Below are 18,584 nucleotides of genomic sequence, written 5' to 3'. Positions count from 1 at the left end.
GTGCGTTATGGCAACAACCAAAACCAGCATTGCAACATTACAGAAAATGAAAAGAGAAGGGGCCAAAATAAGTTCCCTGACCGCCTACGATTCAAGCTTTGCCAAGCTCATGACCGAACAGGGCGTCGATTTTATTCTGGTCGGCGATTCGCTCGGCAATGTTGTACAGGGCAGAGACTCCACTGTACCGGTCACCATCGACGATATGGTTTATCATACGCAGTGTGTTCGTCGTGGCGCCAACAATGCCTTTGTTATAGCTGATATGCCCTTCATGACTTACAGCACGCCCGAGCAAGCCTACGAGGTTGCCGCCCGCTTAATGCAGGCCGGTGCCAACATGGTTAAATTAGAGGGCGGACAATGGTTAGTCGAGACCATTGAAGGCTTAAAAACTCGCGGCATTCCGGTTTGTGCTCACTTGGGATTATTGCCCCAGTCAGTCAATGTTCTGGGTGGTTATAAAGTGCAGGGTAAAGAGCAGCAACAAGCTGACGATACACTCAACCAGGCATTAGCGCTTGAAAAGGCCGGTGCGCAGCTACTAGTGTTGGAATGTGTTCCGGCGTCACTTGGCAAACGCATTACTGAGCAGGTATCGATTCCGACCATTGGTATTGGTGCGGGTGCGGATACCGACGGTCAAATTCTTGTCATGCACGACATGCTGGGTATGAACAGCGACTACTTGCCTAAGTTCGCTAAAGATTTCTTAGGCCAGGGCGGCTCTCTTGCCGATGCTTTTCGCTCATTTGCAGAACAAGTACGTTCAGGCGAGTTCCCAACGTCAGAGCACAGTTACAAATGAGAATACTCAAGTCACTGGCTGAACTTCGAAAGTGGCGCCAGCAACAGTCAGAAGTTGCTTTGGTACCGACCATGGGCAACCTGCACGATGGACACCTGCATTTAGTAAAGACCGCGTTGGAGCGTTGCGATAATGTCGTGGCCAGTATTTTTGTTAACCCCATGCAGTTTGGCGCAAACGAAGATCTCGACAGCTACCCGCGCACCTTAGAAGCCGACTGCCAGGCACTGGATGCCCTTGGCGTTTCTGCCGTATTTACGCCGCAAGTCCGTGACGTTTACCCCCGAGGACTCGATAAGCAAACTCGCATCGAAGTCCCGGGTATCAGTGATATTCTCTGTGGAGCCAGTCGCCCGGGACACTTTACCGGTGTCGCAACCATTGTTTGCAAACTGTTTAATATGGTGCAGCCGCAATTGGCCGTATTTGGCGAAAAGGACTACCAGCAGCTACAGGTCATTCGCTTAATGACACAAGACCTAAGCTTACCCGTTGAAGTATTGGGCGCACCCACACAGCGTGAAACCAACGGCTTAGCGATGAGTTCTCGCAACGGCTATTTATCGGTCGAACAGAAACAGCAAGCTTCAGCTCTTTACCGTACACTTCAGAAAACCAAGGCGGAATTAAGCTCAAATGCTCACTTCGCTGAACTGGAGCGCTCAGGAATTAAAGAGTTAACTGACGCGGGCTTTGTCCCCGACTACTTCAGTATTCGTAATGCAGCGGATTTGCAGGAAGCGACCGCAGACAACCCTGAATGGGTGATCCTGGCCGCCGCTTTTATGGGGAAAACACGTTTAATTGATAACCTGCGGGTTATCAATACCAGCTCTAAGTAAGCATACCGAGTTCACGCATCTCGGTATGCAACGCACCCCTCAGGCTGGTCGCTTTTGAAGCAATTTGACGCTGCTCATCCAGAACTTCCTGCAGCATCTCATCTGTCGTTAATGGGTTAGCCAGAACCACACGAAATACCACTGTAGGCTCGTGATGATACTGTGCTGGCGTCAGCTTGGTACGCGACACAAAAGACTGACCACTTTCCCGCTGACGCTTCTGAATATAGCGGGTCAGGGCGTTCAAATGAGGGGTCAGCCGCGCTAATTGAGCAGGCGTTGCCTTTTTAAGAGCCGCTTTCACTTTAACCGGCACAAAACGGTAAGTTAAAATACAAAGCTCCGGCTCCGTAATCACCTCAAAATCATCCTGCTCAGCAATAAGTTTTGAGAAATAGCGCGCTTTATCAATGCTGTTATTTATCAGTAATTCATAACCCCGACGGCCTATAACGTGCATGGCGGAAAATACCATCATTGCCATACCCGCTCGCGACCCTTCCATTGAATGCGAGCCTAAATCTTTAGAGCCCTGACGAATAATGTATTCCGCGTGGTGCTCTATGGATTTAACCAATGAGGGACTTTTAAATAGCACCAGACCCGCACCCATGGGCACATACATTTGTTTATGAGCATCAATGGTAACACTGTCTGCCCGTTCAATTCCCGCCAGTAGCGGACGGTGCTGTTCAGACAATAGCGTTGCCCCACCCCAGGCAGCATCAACATGAAAGTGAGCATCCACTTCTTCCGCAACGGTTGCCATATCGTCTAGCGGGTCAATATGACCGGTTTCCGTTGTACCGGCGACGCCAACCAGCGCCAGCACCTTGCCACCTTCTTTTGCAATGTTCTCACAGGTTTTACGCAGCTCATCAATGCAAATACGGTTATCGCTGTCCGTTGCCACCGAAACTAAATTCTTACGGCCAATACCCAGTACGTCGGCTGCTTTGCTTAAAGAATAGTGGCCTCGTTCGGACACCACTACGGTTAATTTGGAATAACCATAATGCTGTAAACCGGCGGCTAATCCATCCGCTGCAATGCCGGCAAAATCACCATCAGCCTGTAACAAGCGGTTACGCGCAACCCATAGCGCGGTCATATTGGCGATGGTTCCACCCGAACAGAATGCACCCAAAGAATGCTGGGCACTGTGCATCCAGCGGTTATAGAACGGTGCATCCTGTTGGTACACCAAGTGATGCAGCATACCAATAACGTTACGCTCTAACGGCGTAAAGGCTTTGGATGTTTCAATTTTTACCAGGTTCTGATTGAGCCCGACCATCAGTTTAGCTAATGGCAGTAGAAAATACGGCAAAGCGGACGTCATATGACCAATAAAACGCGGCGACGCTGTGTGTACAGAATGCGCAACCAACTTATCCAACAGAAACTCAGTATGATCAGAAACAAACTGAGGTTCTTCAGGGATCTGTGATTTATCGAAATCCCTCTCAATTTCCTGTAACGGCTTCTCGCGCGCAACAATGTGTTCCCCCAGAAACCCCATTAGGTTCTCTGAAAGATGTTTTTCGATTTTACCCAGCGTAGAATCAGGAGCTTCCGGTATAGTAAAAATACGATACAGAGACTCTTGGCTGACTTCCGCCATATCATTTTTCGGGCTCAATCAGGGCTCCTTAGATAAGTTCGCATGCAGTTGCCATAACGCCTGACCACTGTTTTTATATTTACGTTCAAACGGTGTTATTGGGTCGGCGTCGTCTGCCAACAATGAAATATCGGCATAATGTCCGCTCACCTTAAGCGCCTGAGCAACCTCAAGCAAGTACAGGCTCCAGTTAGAGCGCATCTGTAATGTGCCGCCCAGTGCAACAACGTCTTTCCATACCGGGCTACCATGCCAACGACGCGCTAAGTGGGCGGATTTAGGCCACGGATTCGGATAAAAAATGCAGTGCTTCTGCGGCTGCCAGTTCGCCCGATTGGCCAGTCGCCAGAAATCATTCAAATCAGCCCGTACCACCCAATAACGTTGACCATTCTCACTTGTCTGATAATGGCTGTGACGGTCGACCCGGTGTGCTGATTTATCCACTCCAATGACCATTGCCTGAGGGTGAAGCTCTGCCAGCTTAGCGGTGCTTTCTCCGACGCCACAGCAGGAATCCAGAATGATTGGCCCACCCCAGCTTTCAACTTGTGTGTTGATTTCGTCAAACGCCTGCTGGTTATGAGCCTGTATTGGCTTTAGAAACTCGCTTTGTAAATGGCGACGAACCGCCGCTTCAGTATCCTCATGCGGCCCATTCTGGTTTGTTGTAACCGGTCTTGCCTGCTGCATCAGGAGCGGATCCCTATACCTTTATCCAGAATATAATAAGCCGCAGCAAAAAACAGGATATTGAAGCCAACCAAAACAGCTATTGCGACACCAATGCCCACATCAGATTGACCTAAAAAGCCGTAACGAAAACCATTGACCATATACAGCACCGGATTTGCCATGGACACTTTCTGCCAAAATTCCGGTAATAAGCTAACGGAATAAAACACTCCGCCCAAATACGTCAGTGGTGTCAGAACGAATGTCGGCACAATAGAGATATCGTCGAAAGTCTTGCCGTAAACAGCATTAATCAGTCCGCCCAGACAGAATAATGTGGAGGTTAAAATCACCGTTAATATGACATAACCAATATGGGCAATCTGGATATCAGCAAACAAGAACGACACGAAGGTGACAACCACGGCGACAATCAAAGCTCTTGCCATACCACCACCAACATATCCCGCAATAATAACTGCAGTTGGCACGGGTGACACCAACATCTCTTCAATGTTGCGTTGAAACTTGGCGCTGAAGAACGATGAGGCCACGTTAGAATAGGAGTTGGTGATCACTGACATCATAATTAGCCCGGGTACAATGAACTCCATGTAGCCGACACCACTCATTTCACCTATCCGCTCGCCGACAATGCTGCCGAAAATCACAAAATACAATGTCATTGTAATAGCAGGCGGTACCAAGGTTTGTACCCAGATACGAAGAAAACGAGTGCACTCTTTTATCCAGATGGTCTTTAACGCAATAAAATTCGCGGCAGAATGGTTCATTTCGCTTCCTCCTGCTGACGTCCTTGCTCGACTAAAGAAACAAACAACTCCTCTAAACGGTTGGCTTTATTGCGCATCGACAACACTTTTACGTTTTGCGCAGAAAGCTGTTCGAACACAGCATTCAACCCGGCATTTTTATCCACTTCAACTTCCAGCGTCTGTTCGTCAGTCCAACGATGATTAAAGTCTTTAATCTCAGCTCCGTTATGGCCTGGTTTTAAATCCAGTACAAAAGTTTCGCGACTTAACTGCGCCAGCAAGCGCTTCATCGAGGTGTTTTCAATAATTCGGCCACTATCAATAATGCCAATGTTACGGCACAGCATTTCAGCCTCTTCCAGATAGTGCGTGGTCAGAATAATGGTAATACCCTGCTGGTTAATTTTGGTCAGGTAGTCCCACATTGAACGACGCAACTCAATATCAACACCTGCAGTAGGCTCATCCAAAATCAATAACTTAGGTTCATGCAATAGTGCACGGGCAATCATCAGACGACGTTTCATGCCGCCAGACAAAGAACGAGCCGGCTCATTGCGTTTATCCCATAACCCCAACTGCTTCAGATATTTTTCGGAACGCTCTTTCGCCAACGAGCGCGGCACACCGTAATACCCTGCCTGGTTCACCACGATTTGTTGAACCGTTTCAAATTGATTGAAGTTAAATTCCTGAGGCACCAACCCAATTTGGCGTTTTAAATCGGTAAGTTGTGTATCCAGGTCATAACCAAATACTTTCACCGAACCTGACGTTTTATTAACCAGCGAAGAGATAATACCAATCGTGGTCGACTTACCGGCACCATTAGGACCCAGCAGCGCATAGAAGTCACCTTCCTCAACTACGAGATTAATGCCCTTTAAGGCTTCAAAGCCCCCTCGGTATGTCTTGCGCAAGTCTTTAATTTCTAAAGCTTTCATAAACCTCTTTATGACTCCTTTCCGTAGCCCCAACGGTTAACTAAACGCTGCTCAAGGCCAAGGTGGTCCAAAATTCTGGCCACCATAAAATCGATTAAATCATCAATACTTTCAGGTTGATGATAGAAGCCTGGTGCAGCCGGCATTATGGTCACGCCTTGCTGACTGAGTTGCAGCATATTCTGTAAATGGATAGTCGAAAGCGGCGATTCTCTCGGAACCAAAATGAGTTGTCCTCGCTCCTTCATTACGACATCCGCGGCCCGCTCGATCAGCGTATTACTGCTACCATGAGCAATAGCCGACAAGGTACTGGTTGAACAAGGGCAAACCACCATTTTCGCAGGCGCCGCAGAACCGGAGGCAACCGGCGAGAACCACTCTTCTTTGCCATAAACTTTGAGTTGCTCGGCGTCCACCGAGAAATACTCGCGCAACATAGCGGCTGCTTTTTCAGGTGATGCCGGAATTTGCATGTCCTGCTCTGTCGCCAGCACCACCCGCGCGGCACTTGAAATTAGCAACAGCACTTGTTGATCTTGATCAAGCAAACATTGTAACAAACGCAACGCATAAGGGGCACCCGAGGCACCAGTTATCGCAACAGTGATTCTATTGTCTGTCTTCATTATTCGGTTCCTGTGTCATCCCGTTGTTGCAGCGCTGTAATAAAACGCTGGTGCAAACCGTCGAAGCTGCCATTACTCATAATGAGTACGGAATCCCCTGCATTTACGTCGTTTAGCAACCCCGCCAGTAAATCATCGGTGGACTCAAACAAATGCGCATCTGGCATTTTCTCGGCCAGCTGCCACGTGAGCCCTTCAGGCTGAAGTACAAAAATCTCATCAGCATCAGTCAACGCTTCAGCCAGAGTCTCGCTGTGAACACCCATTTTCATGGTATTGGAACGCGGTTCCAGCACCGCAATAATACGGTTTTCCGGTTGATGCTGACGCAAGCCAGATACGGTTGTCTTAATTGCACTGGGGTGATGGGCAAAATCATCAAAGACTTTTATGCCGCCGTGCTCGCCCAGTAATTCCATACGCCTTTTAGGGCTTTTAAATAAGGTAAGAGCCTGTGCGCTTTGCTCTGCTTTAATACCAACATGGGCTGCCGCAATAATGGCCATCATGGCATTATTCACATTATGAATCCCGAGTAGGTTCCAGTTAACCCGTGCAACACATTGCCCCTGGTAGTGAACCTCAAATTCAGTACCGTCCGCTTTTAGCAGTTTAGTCTGCCATTCACCCTGCTCACCCATGCGCACCACCGGGCTCCAGCAGCCTTGCTCAAGAACCGTTTCCAGCGCAGCATCGTCGCTGGGTAAAATCACTTGTCCGGTATCGGGAACCACCCGCAATAAATGCGCAAACTGCCGCTGAATCGCGGCTAAGTCAGGGAAGATATCCGCGTGATCAAATTCCAGATTGTTCAAAATTAACGTATCCGGTGCGTAATGAACAAACTTGGAACGTTTATCAAAAAACGCCGTATCGTACTCGTCGGCTTCAATAACGAAAAAGTTCGAATCGGTTAAGCGGGCGCTGACAGGAAAGTTGCCAGGTACGCCACCAATCATAAAGCCGGGATCGAAGCCATTATCTTGTAAAATCCAGCTTAGCATACTGGCCGTAGTGGTTTTACCATGCGTACCGGCAACCGCCAGAACCCAACGTTCAGTTAATACATTATCATGCAGCCATTGAGCGCCTGAAGCATAGGGAATACGCTCACGTAAAACCGCTTCCACTTCATCGTTACCGCGGCTTAACGCGTTACCAATAACCACGATATCGGGGCGCGGCTTTAAGTTGTTTTGGGAGTAGCCCTGCATCAATTCGATACCAAGATTTTCCAGTTGCGTACTCATAGGCGGGTAAACCTTAGCATCAGACCCGGTGACACGGTGTCCTAGCTGCTGTGCAATAGCGGCAACGCCCCCCATGAAAGTACCGCAAATCCCGACGATATGAATGTGCATGCGTTATCCAAACCCGTTCGTTTAAAAAATATCGAAAGTGTACCACCGTCGTCGCTGACAAGCAGGATTTTTACCAAAAAATAAGGTATCATTTGCGCTCTCTGAACATACATTTGTAAGCATCCAACAACCAGAGCTGCAGGAACTTTCATGAAACGTTTATTACCAACACTGAGAGCGGATCAGACCAGCGAATCGCTTATCTCTGTTATTAACACCATTCAAATTGCAGCCAAGGAAATTTCTTTCCGTCTGCATCAGGGCGCATTAGCTGGTGTATTAGGCTCGACGCTGGATGAAAACATTCAGGGCGAGACACAGAAAAAACTCGATGTTGTTGCAAATCAGCTATTAAAAACCCTGTTGCTGGAATCACCTAACGTTCATGCGGTAGCTTCTGAAGAGGAAGACTCCATCGTGGAGAGCCCGAACTCAGGGCATTATCTGGTCGCGTTCGACCCACTGGACGGCAGCTCTAACATCGATATCAACGGTGGAGTGGGTACTATTTTTTCTATTTTGCGCAAACCTGAGGGTGAAGAGACAGGCGAAAGTATGTTTTTACAGCCAGGTAAAGCGCAAGTCGCAGCCGGCTACGTATTGTATGGCCCATCGACCATGCTGGTAATGACAACCGGTAAAGCCGTACGAATTTATACGCTCGACCAAACCGTCGGTGAGTTCTTACTCACCAAGGAAAAAGCCGAAATTCCCAAAGACACCAAAGAGTTCGCGATTAATATGTCGAACCGCCGTCACTGGGCTGACCCTATCCGTGCTTACATTAGCGACTTGCTGGAAGGCGAAGAAGGGCCCCGTGGTAAGAACTTTAATATGCGCTGGAATGCAGCGATGGTCTCTGATGTGCACCGCGTTATCTCACGTGGCGGTTTATTCACTTACCCCTGGGATTCACGCAAGCCGGAAAAACCTTTTAAACTGCGTCTTTTATACGAAGCCTCGCCCATGGCTATGCTGGTAGAAAAAGCTGGCGGAAAAGCCACAGACGGGTACAGCCGTTTAATGGAAATTGTACCAGAGCATATTCACCAGCGTGTTTCGGTGGTTATGGGGTCCGCTAACGAAGTCGATGTGTGCATGGATTACCATAAACAGCACCCAAAACCTTATTAGACTGATGTCGATAGTGCGCGGCTATTGCGTGAGTCCTCCGAGCCGCTATAATCGCGCAGTACCTTTTATTATTTTATTACTACAGCAGGAAGTACTATGAGCTTAGGAAACGTAACGGCTGGCGCGAACATGCCAGAAGAAGTTAACGTCATCATCGAGATTCCGGCAAACGCCGATCCGATTAAATACGAAGTTGATAAAGACACCGGTACATTGTGGGTTGACCGCTTTATGGCGACCGCTATGTTTTATCCGGCCAACTATGGCTTTGTTAACCAGACACTGTCTCTGGATGGTGACCCGGTTGACGTACTCGTCCCGACTCCATACCCGCTGCAGGCTGGTTCTGTTATTAAATGCCGTCCGGTTGGCGTATTGAAGATGACCGACGAATCGGGCGAAGACGCAAAAGTTATCGCCGTGCCGGTGAGTAAGCTGACAAAAGAATACGATCACATCAATGACGTTGATGACCTGCCTGAGTTGCTGAAAGCACAAATCACTCACTTCTTCGAGCGTTACAAAGAGCTGGAAAAAGGTAAGTGGGTTAAAGTTGACGGCTGGGGTGATGCCGCTGCAGCAAAAGAAGAAATTGTGTCTTCTTTTGAGCGTGCGAAAAAGTCTTAATTTAGAGTGAATCGTAGCACCGACATAATGCATGCTGTCAGCATAGAAAATCTGCTTTTTTCCTGGGCAGGACAACGACCCACCCTGGATATTCCTGGCTGGCAAATAAAGCAAGGTGAAACGGTGCTGCTACGCGGCCCCAGCGGTAGTGGAAAATCGACACTGCTATCGCTGCTGGCCGGCATTAATACCCCACAAAGTGGTTCTTTAAATCTGTTTGAAACCGCTTTTTCTAATTTGTCAGGCAGACAACGAGACCGTTATCGTGCTGACAATATTGGCTATATATTCCAGCAATTTAATTTGCTGCCCTATTTATCGGCTTTAGATAATGCGCTGCTCGCCTGTCAATTCTCCAAAAAAAGGCGGCAACGTATCGCAGAACAAGGCAGCTCTGCTGAAGCTACCGCAACTGAGATGCTGCAGCGCTTAGGGTTAAATTCCACACAAATTGAGCAACCGGCTCATACTCTCAGTGTTGGTCAGCAGCAACGTGTTGCCGCGGCACGAGCCTTGTTAGGTGCGCCTAAGCTTCTTATAGCGGATGAACCAACTTCTGCACTGGATGCAGAGCACCGGGATACCTTTATTCAATTACTGCTTGAGCTCAGTAGCCAAAATAACACCACCGTTATTTTTGTTACTCATGACGCGGCATTATCATCGTATTTTGACCAGCATGTTGAGCTCAACACACTCAATCAGGCAGGAGCTCAATCATGATCCGCCTGGCCATAAAAAGCTTAATGAATCGGCGCGCCAGTGTTGTTCTGACGGTTATCGCTATCGCTGTCAGCGTTACCTTACTGTTAGCCGTTGAGCGCGTTCGTGAACAAGTGCAAAGCCATTTTGCTAACACGGTTTCTGGCACTGACTTAATTATTGGCGCACGCACCGGACAAACACAGTTGTTACTGTCTTCGGTTTTCCATATTGGCAGTATGACCAACAATATGAGCTGGGAAAGCTTCGTCGATATCAGTGAACGTCCGGAAGTCAGTTGGGCAATACCCATGTCATTAGGTGACAGTGTTCAGGGGCTACCCGTTGTCGCAACAACCAATGCGTATTTCGAGCATTTTAAGTACGGCGACAAGCAGGCTCTGGAGTTTTCTCAAGGTAGTGCTTTTGCTTCAGATGAGGAAGTCGTACTAGGAGCCGATGCTGCCGAGAAGCTATCCAAAATCATTGACGATGAAATTATTATTGCCCACGGCAGTGGCGGCATTAGCTTTAGCGAACATGAAGAGCACCCGCTTACCGTTACCGGCGTACTGAAACGCACCGGAACTCCGGTTGATCAGGCGGTACTAGTGACACTGCACAGTCTCGACATGATCCACAGCGGTGAGCATGAACACTCTGAACATGATCACCACAACGAGGCTCCGGCGGAGAGCATCAGTGCCGCTCTCCTTGGCTTAAAAGCGAAGCCTCTGGCCTTGCGCTTGCAACGCCAAATAAATACCTACGACAAAGAGCCGTTAACGGCTCTTTTACCCGGTATGACCCTGCAGGAACTCTGGAAAACACTGCGAGTCTTTGAGCAGGCCTTAACGGCCATCTCAGCTATGGTGGTGCTGATTGGTCTACTGGGTATGCTGACGATTATGCTTGCCAGCTTAAGGGAACGTCGTCGCGAAATGGCGGTCTTAAGAGCCGTTGGTGCCGGTCCCGGAACCATATTTGGTCTGCTGCTCAGTGAAGCTCTGGTATTGACCGTAGTTGGCGCTTTCTCAGGCCTGCTTTTGCTTTATGGCTTGCAGTGGTCCTTAGCTGGCGTTATTCAGTCTCAGACCGGGCTAATATTCAACACCACCTGGCCCAGCATTAGTGAATGGTGGCGTATTGCGCTCGTTATTACTGCTGGCTTTATGTTAAGTTTAATTCCGGCTTGGCGAGCTTATCGCCAATCTCTTGCAGATGGACTCACGGTGAAGATATGAAGAAGTTATTAGCGGTTGTATTATTAATGCTAACCTTTCCCTCGTTCGCGGCTGCTGAAAAAATTGGCTGGAAAGATTTAATTCCCGAAGGTTTTACGCCGCCTCCGGTTAAACCTCAGTCTTACTATGACGCGAACCCTGAAGAAGATAGACAAACTAACCTGGATGCGCCTGTCGTCGAAGCTCTGGACGGTAAGAAAGTTCGTATTCCCGGCTATGTTGTCCAACTAGAAGGTGATGCCGACAAGGTCACTGAGTTTTTGTTAGTTCCTTACTTCGGCGCGTGCATTCATGTGCCACCACCGCCACCGAACCAAATTATTCACGTTCAATACGAAGAAGGTGTTCCGTATGAGAACACTTATGATGCGGTTTGGATAGAAGGTACCATCAAAGTCGAGCGCAAAGAGGGTGAACTTGCCGTTGTCGGCTATCAAATGGACGCCGATAGTGTTGAAGTTTACAACTAAGCTTAACTCTTTTGCTGTTGCAGTAAGCTGATTAATTGATCTGCGGGCATAGGTTTAGCGAAGAAATAACCTTGCCCTTCAGCGCACTCTAAACCCAAAAAGTAATCAAGCTGGGCTTGCTCTTCAATACCTTCAGCTAAAACATTTAACCCTAACCGCCCAGCCATATCAACAATAGTCTCTATAATGATTTGTCCGCTCGTCTGATCGGAATTATTAACAAAGGTTTTGTCTATCTTAATTCGATCGAGCGGCAATTTCTGGAGATAGCTCAGCGAGGAAAAGCCAACGCCGAAATCATCAATGGCAACCTTAATGCCTTGCTGCTTTAAACGCCTTAAAATATCGGCGACCAAGTCAGGGTCTTCCATAACGATACTTTCGGTTATTTCCAGTTCAATTCGTTCTGGATCAATCCCCCACTGCTCAATTTGCTTTTCGACAAGTTCAGGAAAGTCGCGTTTACGAAACTGAGGTACCGATACGTTAACAGCAACTCTTAGTTGTGGCAGGCCAATCTCATCAAATGCATTGATCTGTCGACAAGCCTCTTCAATAACCCAGGATCCAATTTCAACAATAAGTCCCGAATATTCAGCTAAAGGAATAAACTCCGCTGGAGAAATAAAAGAGCCATCGCTTTGAGGCCAGCGCAGTAATGCTTCTACCCCTATCACCTTTTTGGTTGTTAACTCCACCTGGGGCTGATACCAAACTTCCAGTTTCCTGTTAGCAAAATCCGCCCGTAGGCGACGTACCAAGTGAAGCCGACGCTGGGTATCTTGCTCCATCGACGGTTCATAATAGTTGTAGCGGTCAAAAGAGTTATTCTTCGCATTCTTTAAAGCAATATAAACTTGTTTCAATAGCCCTTTGCCATTGACCTTTTCCGGATTACCAGCGGATGCAAAACCGCAGGTTACCCGCAGCGGAATATAATGCTCTCCGGCTCTAAAGGGCAGCGAAAAAAGCTCAGTAAACGCATTAGGTGTGACAATATCTGTCGGCCCAAAAATACCAAAAACATCGGCCGCAATGCGCGAAACAAACACGTTACGACCAAGCTGATCGGCTAAGCGCAACGCAACTGAACGTAACAATAAATTACCCACATCCTGACCTAGACCATCATTCACATCGGAAAAGTGATCAATGTCGATGACGGCAATCATCGTATCTTTATCTGGTTTTTCAGACAAAACTTGAAGGTTACGAGTGAATTCAGCGCGGTTTGGAATACTCGTTAAGGGGTCAAGGTAGGCGGCAGTTTGCAACTCTTCAAATAAGTTCGCATTTTCAAAGCCAACGGCGATATTTGCCAGGAACACTTCTAAAAGCTCTTGATCGTATTCGGCGACAATGTTCTTTGTTTCTATATAGGCAGCCGCCTGATGCACCTGGCCATCAATAAAAAAGACGGTCGCATCTTCAGTATGAATATGCCGTCTTTCATTAAGACATTGCCGGACACTGTTTTCTATCTCATCTGAATTCAGTGTTGATAAGCTCTTATTGATGCTATCAGCAAAATGTCCTGCGGCTCCCAATACCAGAATATCATTGTCTTTATGCGGTGCTCTGGCGCCCACAATCCCCTCAGCACTTAAACCAAGCAATGACGCAATTTGCGTCACCACACCTTCGGAGAAATTAACAATAGAGTGCTTCTCCATAAGGTTTGAGGCGGAATGAATGATTTTACGTAAACCTCGGCGGTTTTCATTGATGGTACAGAGTTGCTGATAGGAGCGAACGGCAGAAAATACGGTGGTTAATAATCGGCTTCGTGTGAGTTCTGTTTTTGTTTTGTAGTCATTAATGTCGTAGTTTTTAACGACACTTTCTTCCGGCGCGTAACCTGGCTGTCCAGTGCGTAAGACAATTCTTATTTCATCATTGCCCAACTGCTCTCTAATAGCCTGAGCCACTTTTAAACCTGCGTTATCGGTCTCCATGACAACGTCAAGTAACACCATCGCTATGTCATCATGCTCACTCAGTCGGTCAAGCGCTTCATTCCCACTGTAAGCATGATGGAACTCAAGCTGACGACCACTAATGATCACATCTGCCAAGGCCATCTTCGTCACAGCATGAATCTCCTGATCGTCATCGACAATTAGGATTTTCCAAAAACCTTTACTGTATTCTGCCTGAGTTACTTCATCATCATCGTGAAGAAATAGAGGTTCGTCTTGACTACTGACCATTCGCCGAGGCCATCCATTTATAATTAAATACAAACATATAACAATTTAGCTTATATAATGAATGGCCTGCAAGCTCTGAATAACCTAATTAATCGATTAAAAGTGAACTTCTACCCCAACAAATGGCCCTTTGAAGGTCACATCGGAGTAAATTTCATCAACATCATCAAGTTCAATAACTGAGTGGCGGTAGCCTGCGTTAAGGTTAATATCCACGGCTAAGTTCTCTACCATACGATACTCCACACCAATTTGAGCGTCCTGAACTTTGCTATCTTTCACACTAAGGGCACTAACGTCAGCGAAGAATGTCCAGTCAGTTGCGGGTATTCCCACTCGAGCTGCGGCGTACGCTGTTGGCACGATAACTGAGAAATCCTGACGAGCAAAATTATTACTGAGCGGGGTACGCAAAGTACCGTCAAAATCCATTGCGTTTACACCAATGTCAAAAGACACCAAATCATTATCGAAAATTTCGTAGTATAAAATGTAATCTCTATGACTAAAGTCATTCTCTCCGTAACCACCCTCAATTTCTAATGTATTCTGCCTTACTTTTATATTAGGAATTAAAGGGACTGGGTGTTCAAGCGCAATATAGTAACTGTTGTGGTTTTCATTTTCGAAATTAGGTTCTATTAAATTAGAACCAACCGCATATTGACCTTCATTATTGGCATTCCAAATTTGTCCGCCGGCATAAACACCAAATACCGTATCGGCCAACGCATTAGGAGCAACCGCTAACGCTGCGGCTAGAAGCATGGTTTTTCTATACATAATTGTTCCTATAAGGTTTCGAACCTTTATTACTTAACCAAAATTTGAATTTCTTGCTTTGAACCTGAGTCAAAGTGCAGAATCAGAGAGAACGTGTCATTCGTTTTAAGACGGGAGGTTAATCCAAACAACATGAAATGGTAACCGCCGGGCTGAAATTTAATAACCTCGCCAGGTTCAATTGATAACGGCTCTACCGCCTCCATTTTCATGACATCACCTGACATAACATGACGGTGAACTTCTGCAGTCTTACTCACATCCGAGCTAATATGCGTGACATGGATGGTCTTGTCGTGTGGATTCTCAAGAGTTGCGTATGCAGCGCCATTTTCAGTTCCGGGGATACTCGCACGAGCCCAACCTTCAGTCGCATTTAGCGAGTCAGCCGTAGCGACAACCGGGAAAAAACACAGCGCTGCCAGAATTACTTTGAACATTGCCCTAGCCTCTTTATTTAACTAAGGCTGTATATTACACGTGATTAGCCCGTTCTAGAAACCTTTGGTTTGCGAAAGATAAAGTAAAGAACCAGAACACAAAGGATCAAAGGCCAGAAAAGTCCTATTCCACTTAACAACAAGGCGATAAAGGCAGCACCAATTCCGAAGAGCACACTGCCAAATAGGGTTGTAACAATAAAGAAAACCAGTCCCACAAAAAAGAGACTAACTAATAGCGTGACAGAGATTTCTATCACCGAGCCAATTGCCATTCCAAAGACTGAAAATATTTCTTCAGCAAAAAATAACAGACCGATGACAGATAAAACCAGTAACCAACCAAAGCTGCGATTAGACATAACGATAACCCCAATAGTGAGCAATATAACAATACTTACTCGTTTAAGTACAACTACCGTGCCAACTATTTAGTTATTTATTTTCATATACTTATATAAATAACGGTTCGGTTAAAATAAAAAAACCGCCAATATTTGGCGGTTTTTACTAATATTCGTTTTGGTTAGTAACTAAAATTTATATTCGACTTCCGAGTAAAAATACCCGCCATTGAAGCCAACCGGTGAATTCGTCAACGGGTACTTAAAAATACCATTGAACTGATTACCTTCAGCCCGTTCGTCAGGGTATTCACTGAACAAGTTCTGAACTCCCACTTTTAACGCTAACGCATCGTTCCACTGATAATTAACGGTTACATCTGTTATCCAGTTTGGACCATAGGTTTCAGTTCCGCTTGTATAGCCTATTGAGTAATTACCAAAATAACTAAACTGAACGTTCGTCGTCCATTTATCCTTGGTATGGGTTAAACCGATTGAGCCTGAATGATCAGGGGTCGACTGCGTCATCCGTATTTGTTCGTCACTATCGAACAAGACATCATCCAAACCGTCCAATAGCTGCGGCAGGTTAATAGAGTCAATTTCCGTAGTATTATAGCCATAAGCCAGTTGTGCTTTCAGATCACCATAATCACCGATACCGAAGCTTTTACTGGCCACGATATCCAACCCCTTGGTTGTTGTATCTACGGCATTCAGGAAGAAGCGCGCATTCTCCGCCGATGTTCCGGCCAAAGCCTCTTCAACGGCAGGTGAATCGGTAGGTGCAACATCTCCTGAAAGGATAATCCGGTCTTCTATCTCTATCTGGAATGCGTCTACTGTAATCGCTAACCCATCATAGCCATTCCAGACCATTCCAAGACTCACGCTTTCAGACTCTTCGGGTTGCAGATTACCAATTCCTAAAGCCTGAGTTACCTGGCTAATATTATTGAATGTGCCTGACTGCTCTGGTTCTAGCCCGTCCCCACGATCAACAAACAGAGTGGAAATGTTGGTAAAATACAATTGCTGTACACTAGGAGCTCGGAAGCCTGTATTGATGGCACCGCGCACCGCCACTCTGTCAGTTAAATCATACCGACCTGAAAGCTTCCAGCTGGTGTTATTGCCAAAGTCTGAGTAATCCTCATGACGAATCGCTGCCCCCCACATAAAGTCCGTGGTTAGCTGATTTTCAGCTTCAACATACACACCAATGTTGTCTCTCGATTCATCGACAGCAGATTCCGGAGTAAAGCCGGTAAAACCTTGACTACCCGCAGGGCGATCCTGATAGCCACCATTAATATAAGATGCTTCATCACCGGCAATTACCTGATAAGAGTTTTCACGGTAACTGATGCCCATTGCCAGAGAAATCTCTGAATTGTTGGCAAATGGAATAAATCTCTGCGCATCAAAAGTCACATTCGATTCACTATTTTCTAGTGTCCCGGCTTCAAAAGAAGTCGGTGTAAGGTCTGGACCTAAAGAAGCATTTAATGAGTTTTCGACATTATATTGAAATTTACTAAAGCCGTAGCCGCCACTGAAGTCTAATGTCCATTCCCCGACTAACCATTCATAACCAGCATAAACTGAATGATCTTCAACATCTGGAGCTAAAATAGGCAAAAAACCATCAGGATAAATTTCAGTTAATGTATTACTCTGCAAGGCCCTGCGATAAAACGCTCCTGATTGTGACGTGCGATCGCTAACACCACCGAAAGCATAGAAATTCCCTTCTCCGATAGCTACATCAAGATTTGCAAACAAAGCGGCATTTTCATATTCCGCATCGCCAACATGGAAACTTTTTCTATCAAACGTTTCTTCCCTTGGATCAGCTGCGCCGCCCGGCAGCTCCGGATATTGCTGACGAGGGTCGAGTCCAGCTCGGTTGGTTCGGTTCTTATGCTGTAATTCGCCGGATAATGTAAAAGCACCATCGCTGCCAATAGCAAACCCTGAGCTAGCGGAAAGCTTCCATTGCTCTCCATCACCTTTATGTGTCTGACCTACTTGAAAATTTGCACTCCCCCCGCTGTCATTATCTTTTAAGACAATATTAATCACGCCAGCAATCGCATCAGAACCGTACAGTGCCGCCGCACCATCTCTTAAAACTTCAATTCGTTTAATTGCAGCCATTGGAATAGCGTTGAGATCAACGTTAGAGCTTCCTCGTCCTGTCGTTCCGTTCAAGTGCACTAAAGCTGAACTATGGCGGCGCTTCCCGTTAATAAGTACTAAGGTATGATCAGGCGACAACCCTCTCAAAGAGGCAGGTCGTACGGCGTCGGTTCCGTCCGTAACAGATGATGATGGATAATTGAAGCTCGGTACCGCGTATTGCAGCGCCTTAGCGGTTTCTGTAATGCCTGTCGCCGCTAGATCTTCTCCACTAATAATATCGACCGGTGCAGCACCATCTGTCGCAGTGCGCATCGACAATCGGGATCCAACTACCTGAATAACTTCTTCAACCTCATCAGCTGCCGAGTCTTGTTGAGCTGATACAGTTGGTGTGATGAAAAATGAACTTGCTAAAGCAAGTGTAATCGCATTAAAACGTTTCATACTGCTCTCCCACTATAGTTATACAATGAATATAGCAGGCTATGCGGGGTTTGGTTCAGTCTGGAAAGCAATTAGGTATAAGCAAAAGTTATAGTAACCTGATGCTTTTGCATCAGGTGCATGTTCAGAACAACAGTAGATCTTTGAGTTTGAAATATAGACATAAAAAAACCCCGGCGCGTTAGCACCGGGGTCTTCCTATTTGTAGTCTGGACAAGGTTTCGCAGAGCTCAACCTGTTCAGCGGGGTAAAGCCAAATGGTTGGCTTTACCAGGGACCCGCTTCACCCTACTCTCAGTAGGTCACCACCAGAAATAAAAAACCCCAGCCGATTGGGCTGGGGTTATTTATTTGTAGTCTGGCGGTGACCTACTCTCGC

18 protein-coding genes are annotated in these 18,584 nt (G+C 46.7%); 7 read left to right on the top strand and 11 right to left on the bottom strand.

Going from position 1 to position 18,584, the window contains the following annotated elements:
• Window positions 1–7: 7 nt before the first annotated feature.
• Together panB and panC are read left to right on the top strand one after the other, a co-directional pair.
• The gene (panB, locus tag CWI78_RS08700) at window positions 8–808 is read left to right on the top strand and encodes a 3-methyl-2-oxobutanoate hydroxymethyltransferase (protein ID WP_126782230.1); all 801 of its coding nucleotides are present in this window, start codon (window positions 8–10) and stop codon (window positions 806–808) included.
• Window positions 805–1,650, top strand: coding sequence for a pantoate--beta-alanine ligase (panC, locus tag CWI78_RS08695; protein WP_126782228.1), 846 nt, complete (start codon window positions 805–807; stop codon window positions 1,648–1,650). Before panB ends, panC begins: the two co-directional genes overlap by 4 nt.
• Here the strand turns inward: panC and panP are convergent.
• From panP to mpl, 6 genes are read right to left on the bottom strand one after another with little or no spacing between them, the layout of a single operon-like run.
• Complete coding sequence (panP, locus tag CWI78_RS08690; RefSeq protein WP_126782226.1) at window positions 1,643–3,292, bottom strand: pyridoxal-dependent aspartate 1-decarboxylase PanP; 1,650 nt, start codon at window positions 3,290–3,292, stop codon at window positions 1,643–1,645. The genes panC and panP overlap by 8 nt on opposite strands.
• Complete coding sequence (gene trmB / locus CWI78_RS08685) at window positions 3,293–3,967, bottom strand: tRNA (guanine(46)-N(7))-methyltransferase TrmB (RefSeq protein WP_126782224.1); 675 nt, start codon at window positions 3,965–3,967, stop codon at window positions 3,293–3,295. It lies immediately after the preceding gene.
• Window positions 3,967–4,743 (bottom strand): ABC transporter permease, encoded by a 777-nt coding sequence (locus tag CWI78_RS08680; RefSeq protein ID WP_126782222.1) that lies wholly within the window; start codon window positions 4,741–4,743, stop codon window positions 3,967–3,969. The genes trmB and CWI78_RS08680 overlap by 1 nt, the downstream gene beginning before the upstream one ends.
• Window positions 4,740–5,669, bottom strand: coding sequence for an ABC transporter ATP-binding protein (locus tag CWI78_RS08675; protein ID WP_126782220.1), 930 nt, complete (start codon window positions 5,667–5,669; stop codon window positions 4,740–4,742). Before CWI78_RS08675 ends, CWI78_RS08680 begins: the two co-directional genes overlap by 4 nt.
• Window positions 5,670–5,677: 8 nt before the next feature.
• Window positions 5,678–6,298: a flavin prenyltransferase UbiX gene (locus CWI78_RS08670; RefSeq protein WP_126782218.1), complete on the bottom strand. Its 621-nt coding sequence runs from the start codon at window positions 6,296–6,298 to the stop codon at window positions 5,678–5,680.
• Entirely contained in the window at window positions 6,298–7,659 is a 1,362-nt protein-coding gene (mpl, locus tag CWI78_RS08665) for a UDP-N-acetylmuramate:L-alanyl-gamma-D-glutamyl-meso-diaminopimelate ligase (RefSeq protein WP_126782216.1), read from the bottom strand. Before mpl ends, CWI78_RS08670 begins: the two co-directional genes overlap by 1 nt.
• A gap of 150 nt (window positions 7,660–7,809) precedes the next feature.
• On the opposite strand from mpl, the gene CWI78_RS08660 reads away from it, so the two are divergent.
• From CWI78_RS08660 to CWI78_RS08640, 5 genes are all read left to right on the top strand, one after another.
• On the top strand, window positions 7,810–8,793 hold the full coding sequence (locus tag CWI78_RS08660; protein ID WP_126782214.1) for a class 1 fructose-bisphosphatase: 984 nt from the start codon (window positions 7,810–7,812) through the stop codon (window positions 8,791–8,793).
• Window positions 8,794–8,889: 96 nt separating this feature from the next.
• On the top strand, window positions 8,890–9,420 hold the full coding sequence (gene ppa / locus CWI78_RS08655; protein ID WP_011235490.1) for an inorganic diphosphatase: 531 nt from the start codon (window positions 8,890–8,892) through the stop codon (window positions 9,418–9,420).
• A 27-nt stretch (window positions 9,421–9,447) separates the two neighbouring features.
• Entirely contained in the window at window positions 9,448–10,143 is a 696-nt protein-coding gene (locus CWI78_RS08650) for an ABC transporter ATP-binding protein (protein WP_126782593.1), read from the top strand.
• Window positions 10,140–11,366 (top strand): ABC transporter permease, encoded by a 1,227-nt coding sequence (locus CWI78_RS08645; protein ID WP_126782212.1) that lies wholly within the window; start codon window positions 10,140–10,142, stop codon window positions 11,364–11,366. Before CWI78_RS08650 ends, CWI78_RS08645 begins: the two co-directional genes overlap by 4 nt.
• Window positions 11,363–11,836 (top strand): DUF3299 domain-containing protein, encoded by a 474-nt coding sequence (locus CWI78_RS08640; RefSeq protein ID WP_126782210.1) that lies wholly within the window; start codon window positions 11,363–11,365, stop codon window positions 11,834–11,836. The genes CWI78_RS08645 and CWI78_RS08640 overlap by 4 nt, the downstream gene beginning before the upstream one ends.
• Before the next feature lie 2 nt (window positions 11,837–11,838).
• On the opposite strand, the gene CWI78_RS08635 is transcribed toward CWI78_RS08640, so the two are convergent.
• From CWI78_RS08635 to CWI78_RS08615, 5 genes are all read right to left on the bottom strand, one after another.
• Window positions 11,839–14,046, bottom strand: coding sequence for a bifunctional diguanylate cyclase/phosphodiesterase (locus CWI78_RS08635; protein ID WP_126782208.1), 2,208 nt, complete (start codon window positions 14,044–14,046; stop codon window positions 11,839–11,841).
• Between the two features lie 96 nt (window positions 14,047–14,142).
• Window positions 14,143–14,829, bottom strand: a complete 687-nt coding sequence (locus tag CWI78_RS08630; protein ID WP_126782206.1) for a TIGR04219 family outer membrane beta-barrel protein — start codon at window positions 14,827–14,829, stop codon at window positions 14,143–14,145.
• A gap of 29 nt (window positions 14,830–14,858) precedes the next feature.
• A complete protein-coding gene (locus CWI78_RS08625; protein ID WP_126782204.1) occupies window positions 14,859–15,269 on the bottom strand; it encodes a copper chaperone PCu(A)C in 411 nt (136 codons plus the stop codon).
• A gap of 44 nt (window positions 15,270–15,313) precedes the next feature.
• Complete coding sequence (locus tag CWI78_RS08620) at window positions 15,314–15,631, bottom strand: hypothetical protein (RefSeq protein ID WP_126782202.1); 318 nt, start codon at window positions 15,629–15,631, stop codon at window positions 15,314–15,316.
• Window positions 15,632–15,802: 171 nt separating this feature from the next.
• On the bottom strand, window positions 15,803–18,205 hold the full coding sequence (locus CWI78_RS08615) for a TonB-dependent receptor plug domain-containing protein (RefSeq protein WP_126782200.1): 2,403 nt from the start codon (window positions 18,203–18,205) through the stop codon (window positions 15,803–15,805).
• Window positions 18,206–18,584: the final 379 nt, after the last annotated feature.

Origin of the sequence: Idiomarina ramblicola (assembly GCF_003987255.1) — a bacterium.
Lineage (GTDB): Bacteria > Pseudomonadota > Gammaproteobacteria > Enterobacterales > Alteromonadaceae > Idiomarina > Idiomarina ramblicola.
This window is presented reverse-complemented; position numbering and strand designations above follow the sequence as displayed.

What these genes read in the sequence shown, in the direction of transcription:
- trmB (WP_126782224.1), bottom strand. Translation starts at nt 3,967, where the DNA reads ATGCAGCAGGCAAGACCGGTTACAACAAACCAGAATGGGCCGCATGAG.
- ppa (WP_011235490.1), top strand. Translation starts at nt 8,890, where the DNA reads ATGAGCTTAGGAAACGTAACGGCTGGCGCGAACATGCCAGAAGAAGTT.
- mpl (WP_126782216.1), bottom strand. Translation starts at nt 7,659, where the DNA reads ATGCACATTCATATCGTCGGGATTTGCGGTACTTTCATGGGGGGCGTT.
- CWI78_RS08615 (WP_126782200.1), bottom strand. Translation starts at nt 18,205, where the DNA reads ATGAAACGTTTTAATGCGATTACACTTGCTTTAGCAAGTTCATTTTTC.
- CWI78_RS08640 (WP_126782210.1), top strand. Translation starts at nt 11,363, where the DNA reads ATGAAGAAGTTATTAGCGGTTGTATTATTAATGCTAACCTTTCCCTCG.
- CWI78_RS08650 (WP_126782593.1), top strand. Translation starts at nt 9,448, where the DNA reads ATGCATGCTGTCAGCATAGAAAATCTGCTTTTTTCCTGGGCAGGACAA.
- CWI78_RS08645 (WP_126782212.1), top strand. Translation starts at nt 10,140, where the DNA reads ATGATCCGCCTGGCCATAAAAAGCTTAATGAATCGGCGCGCCAGTGTT.
- CWI78_RS08660 (WP_126782214.1), top strand. Translation starts at nt 7,810, where the DNA reads ATGAAACGTTTATTACCAACACTGAGAGCGGATCAGACCAGCGAATCG.
- CWI78_RS08635 (WP_126782208.1), bottom strand. Translation starts at nt 14,046, where the DNA reads ATGGTCAGTAGTCAAGACGAACCTCTATTTCTTCACGATGATGATGAA.
- panC (WP_126782228.1), top strand. Translation starts at nt 805, where the DNA reads ATGAGAATACTCAAGTCACTGGCTGAACTTCGAAAGTGGCGCCAGCAA.
- CWI78_RS08625 (WP_126782204.1), bottom strand. Translation starts at nt 15,269, where the DNA reads ATGTTCAAAGTAATTCTGGCAGCGCTGTGTTTTTTCCCGGTTGTCGCT.
- CWI78_RS08675 (WP_126782220.1), bottom strand. Translation starts at nt 5,669, where the DNA reads ATGAAAGCTTTAGAAATTAAAGACTTGCGCAAGACATACCGAGGGGGC.
- CWI78_RS08630 (WP_126782206.1), bottom strand. Translation starts at nt 14,829, where the DNA reads ATGTATAGAAAAACCATGCTTCTAGCCGCAGCGTTAGCGGTTGCTCCT.
- CWI78_RS08620 (WP_126782202.1), bottom strand. Translation starts at nt 15,631, where the DNA reads ATGTCTAATCGCAGCTTTGGTTGGTTACTGGTTTTATCTGTCATCGGT.
- CWI78_RS08670 (WP_126782218.1), bottom strand. Translation starts at nt 6,298, where the DNA reads ATGAAGACAGACAATAGAATCACTGTTGCGATAACTGGTGCCTCGGGT.
- panB (WP_126782230.1), top strand. Translation starts at nt 8, where the DNA reads ATGGCAACAACCAAAACCAGCATTGCAACATTACAGAAAATGAAAAGA.
- CWI78_RS08680 (WP_126782222.1), bottom strand. Translation starts at nt 4,743, where the DNA reads ATGAACCATTCTGCCGCGAATTTTATTGCGTTAAAGACCATCTGGATA.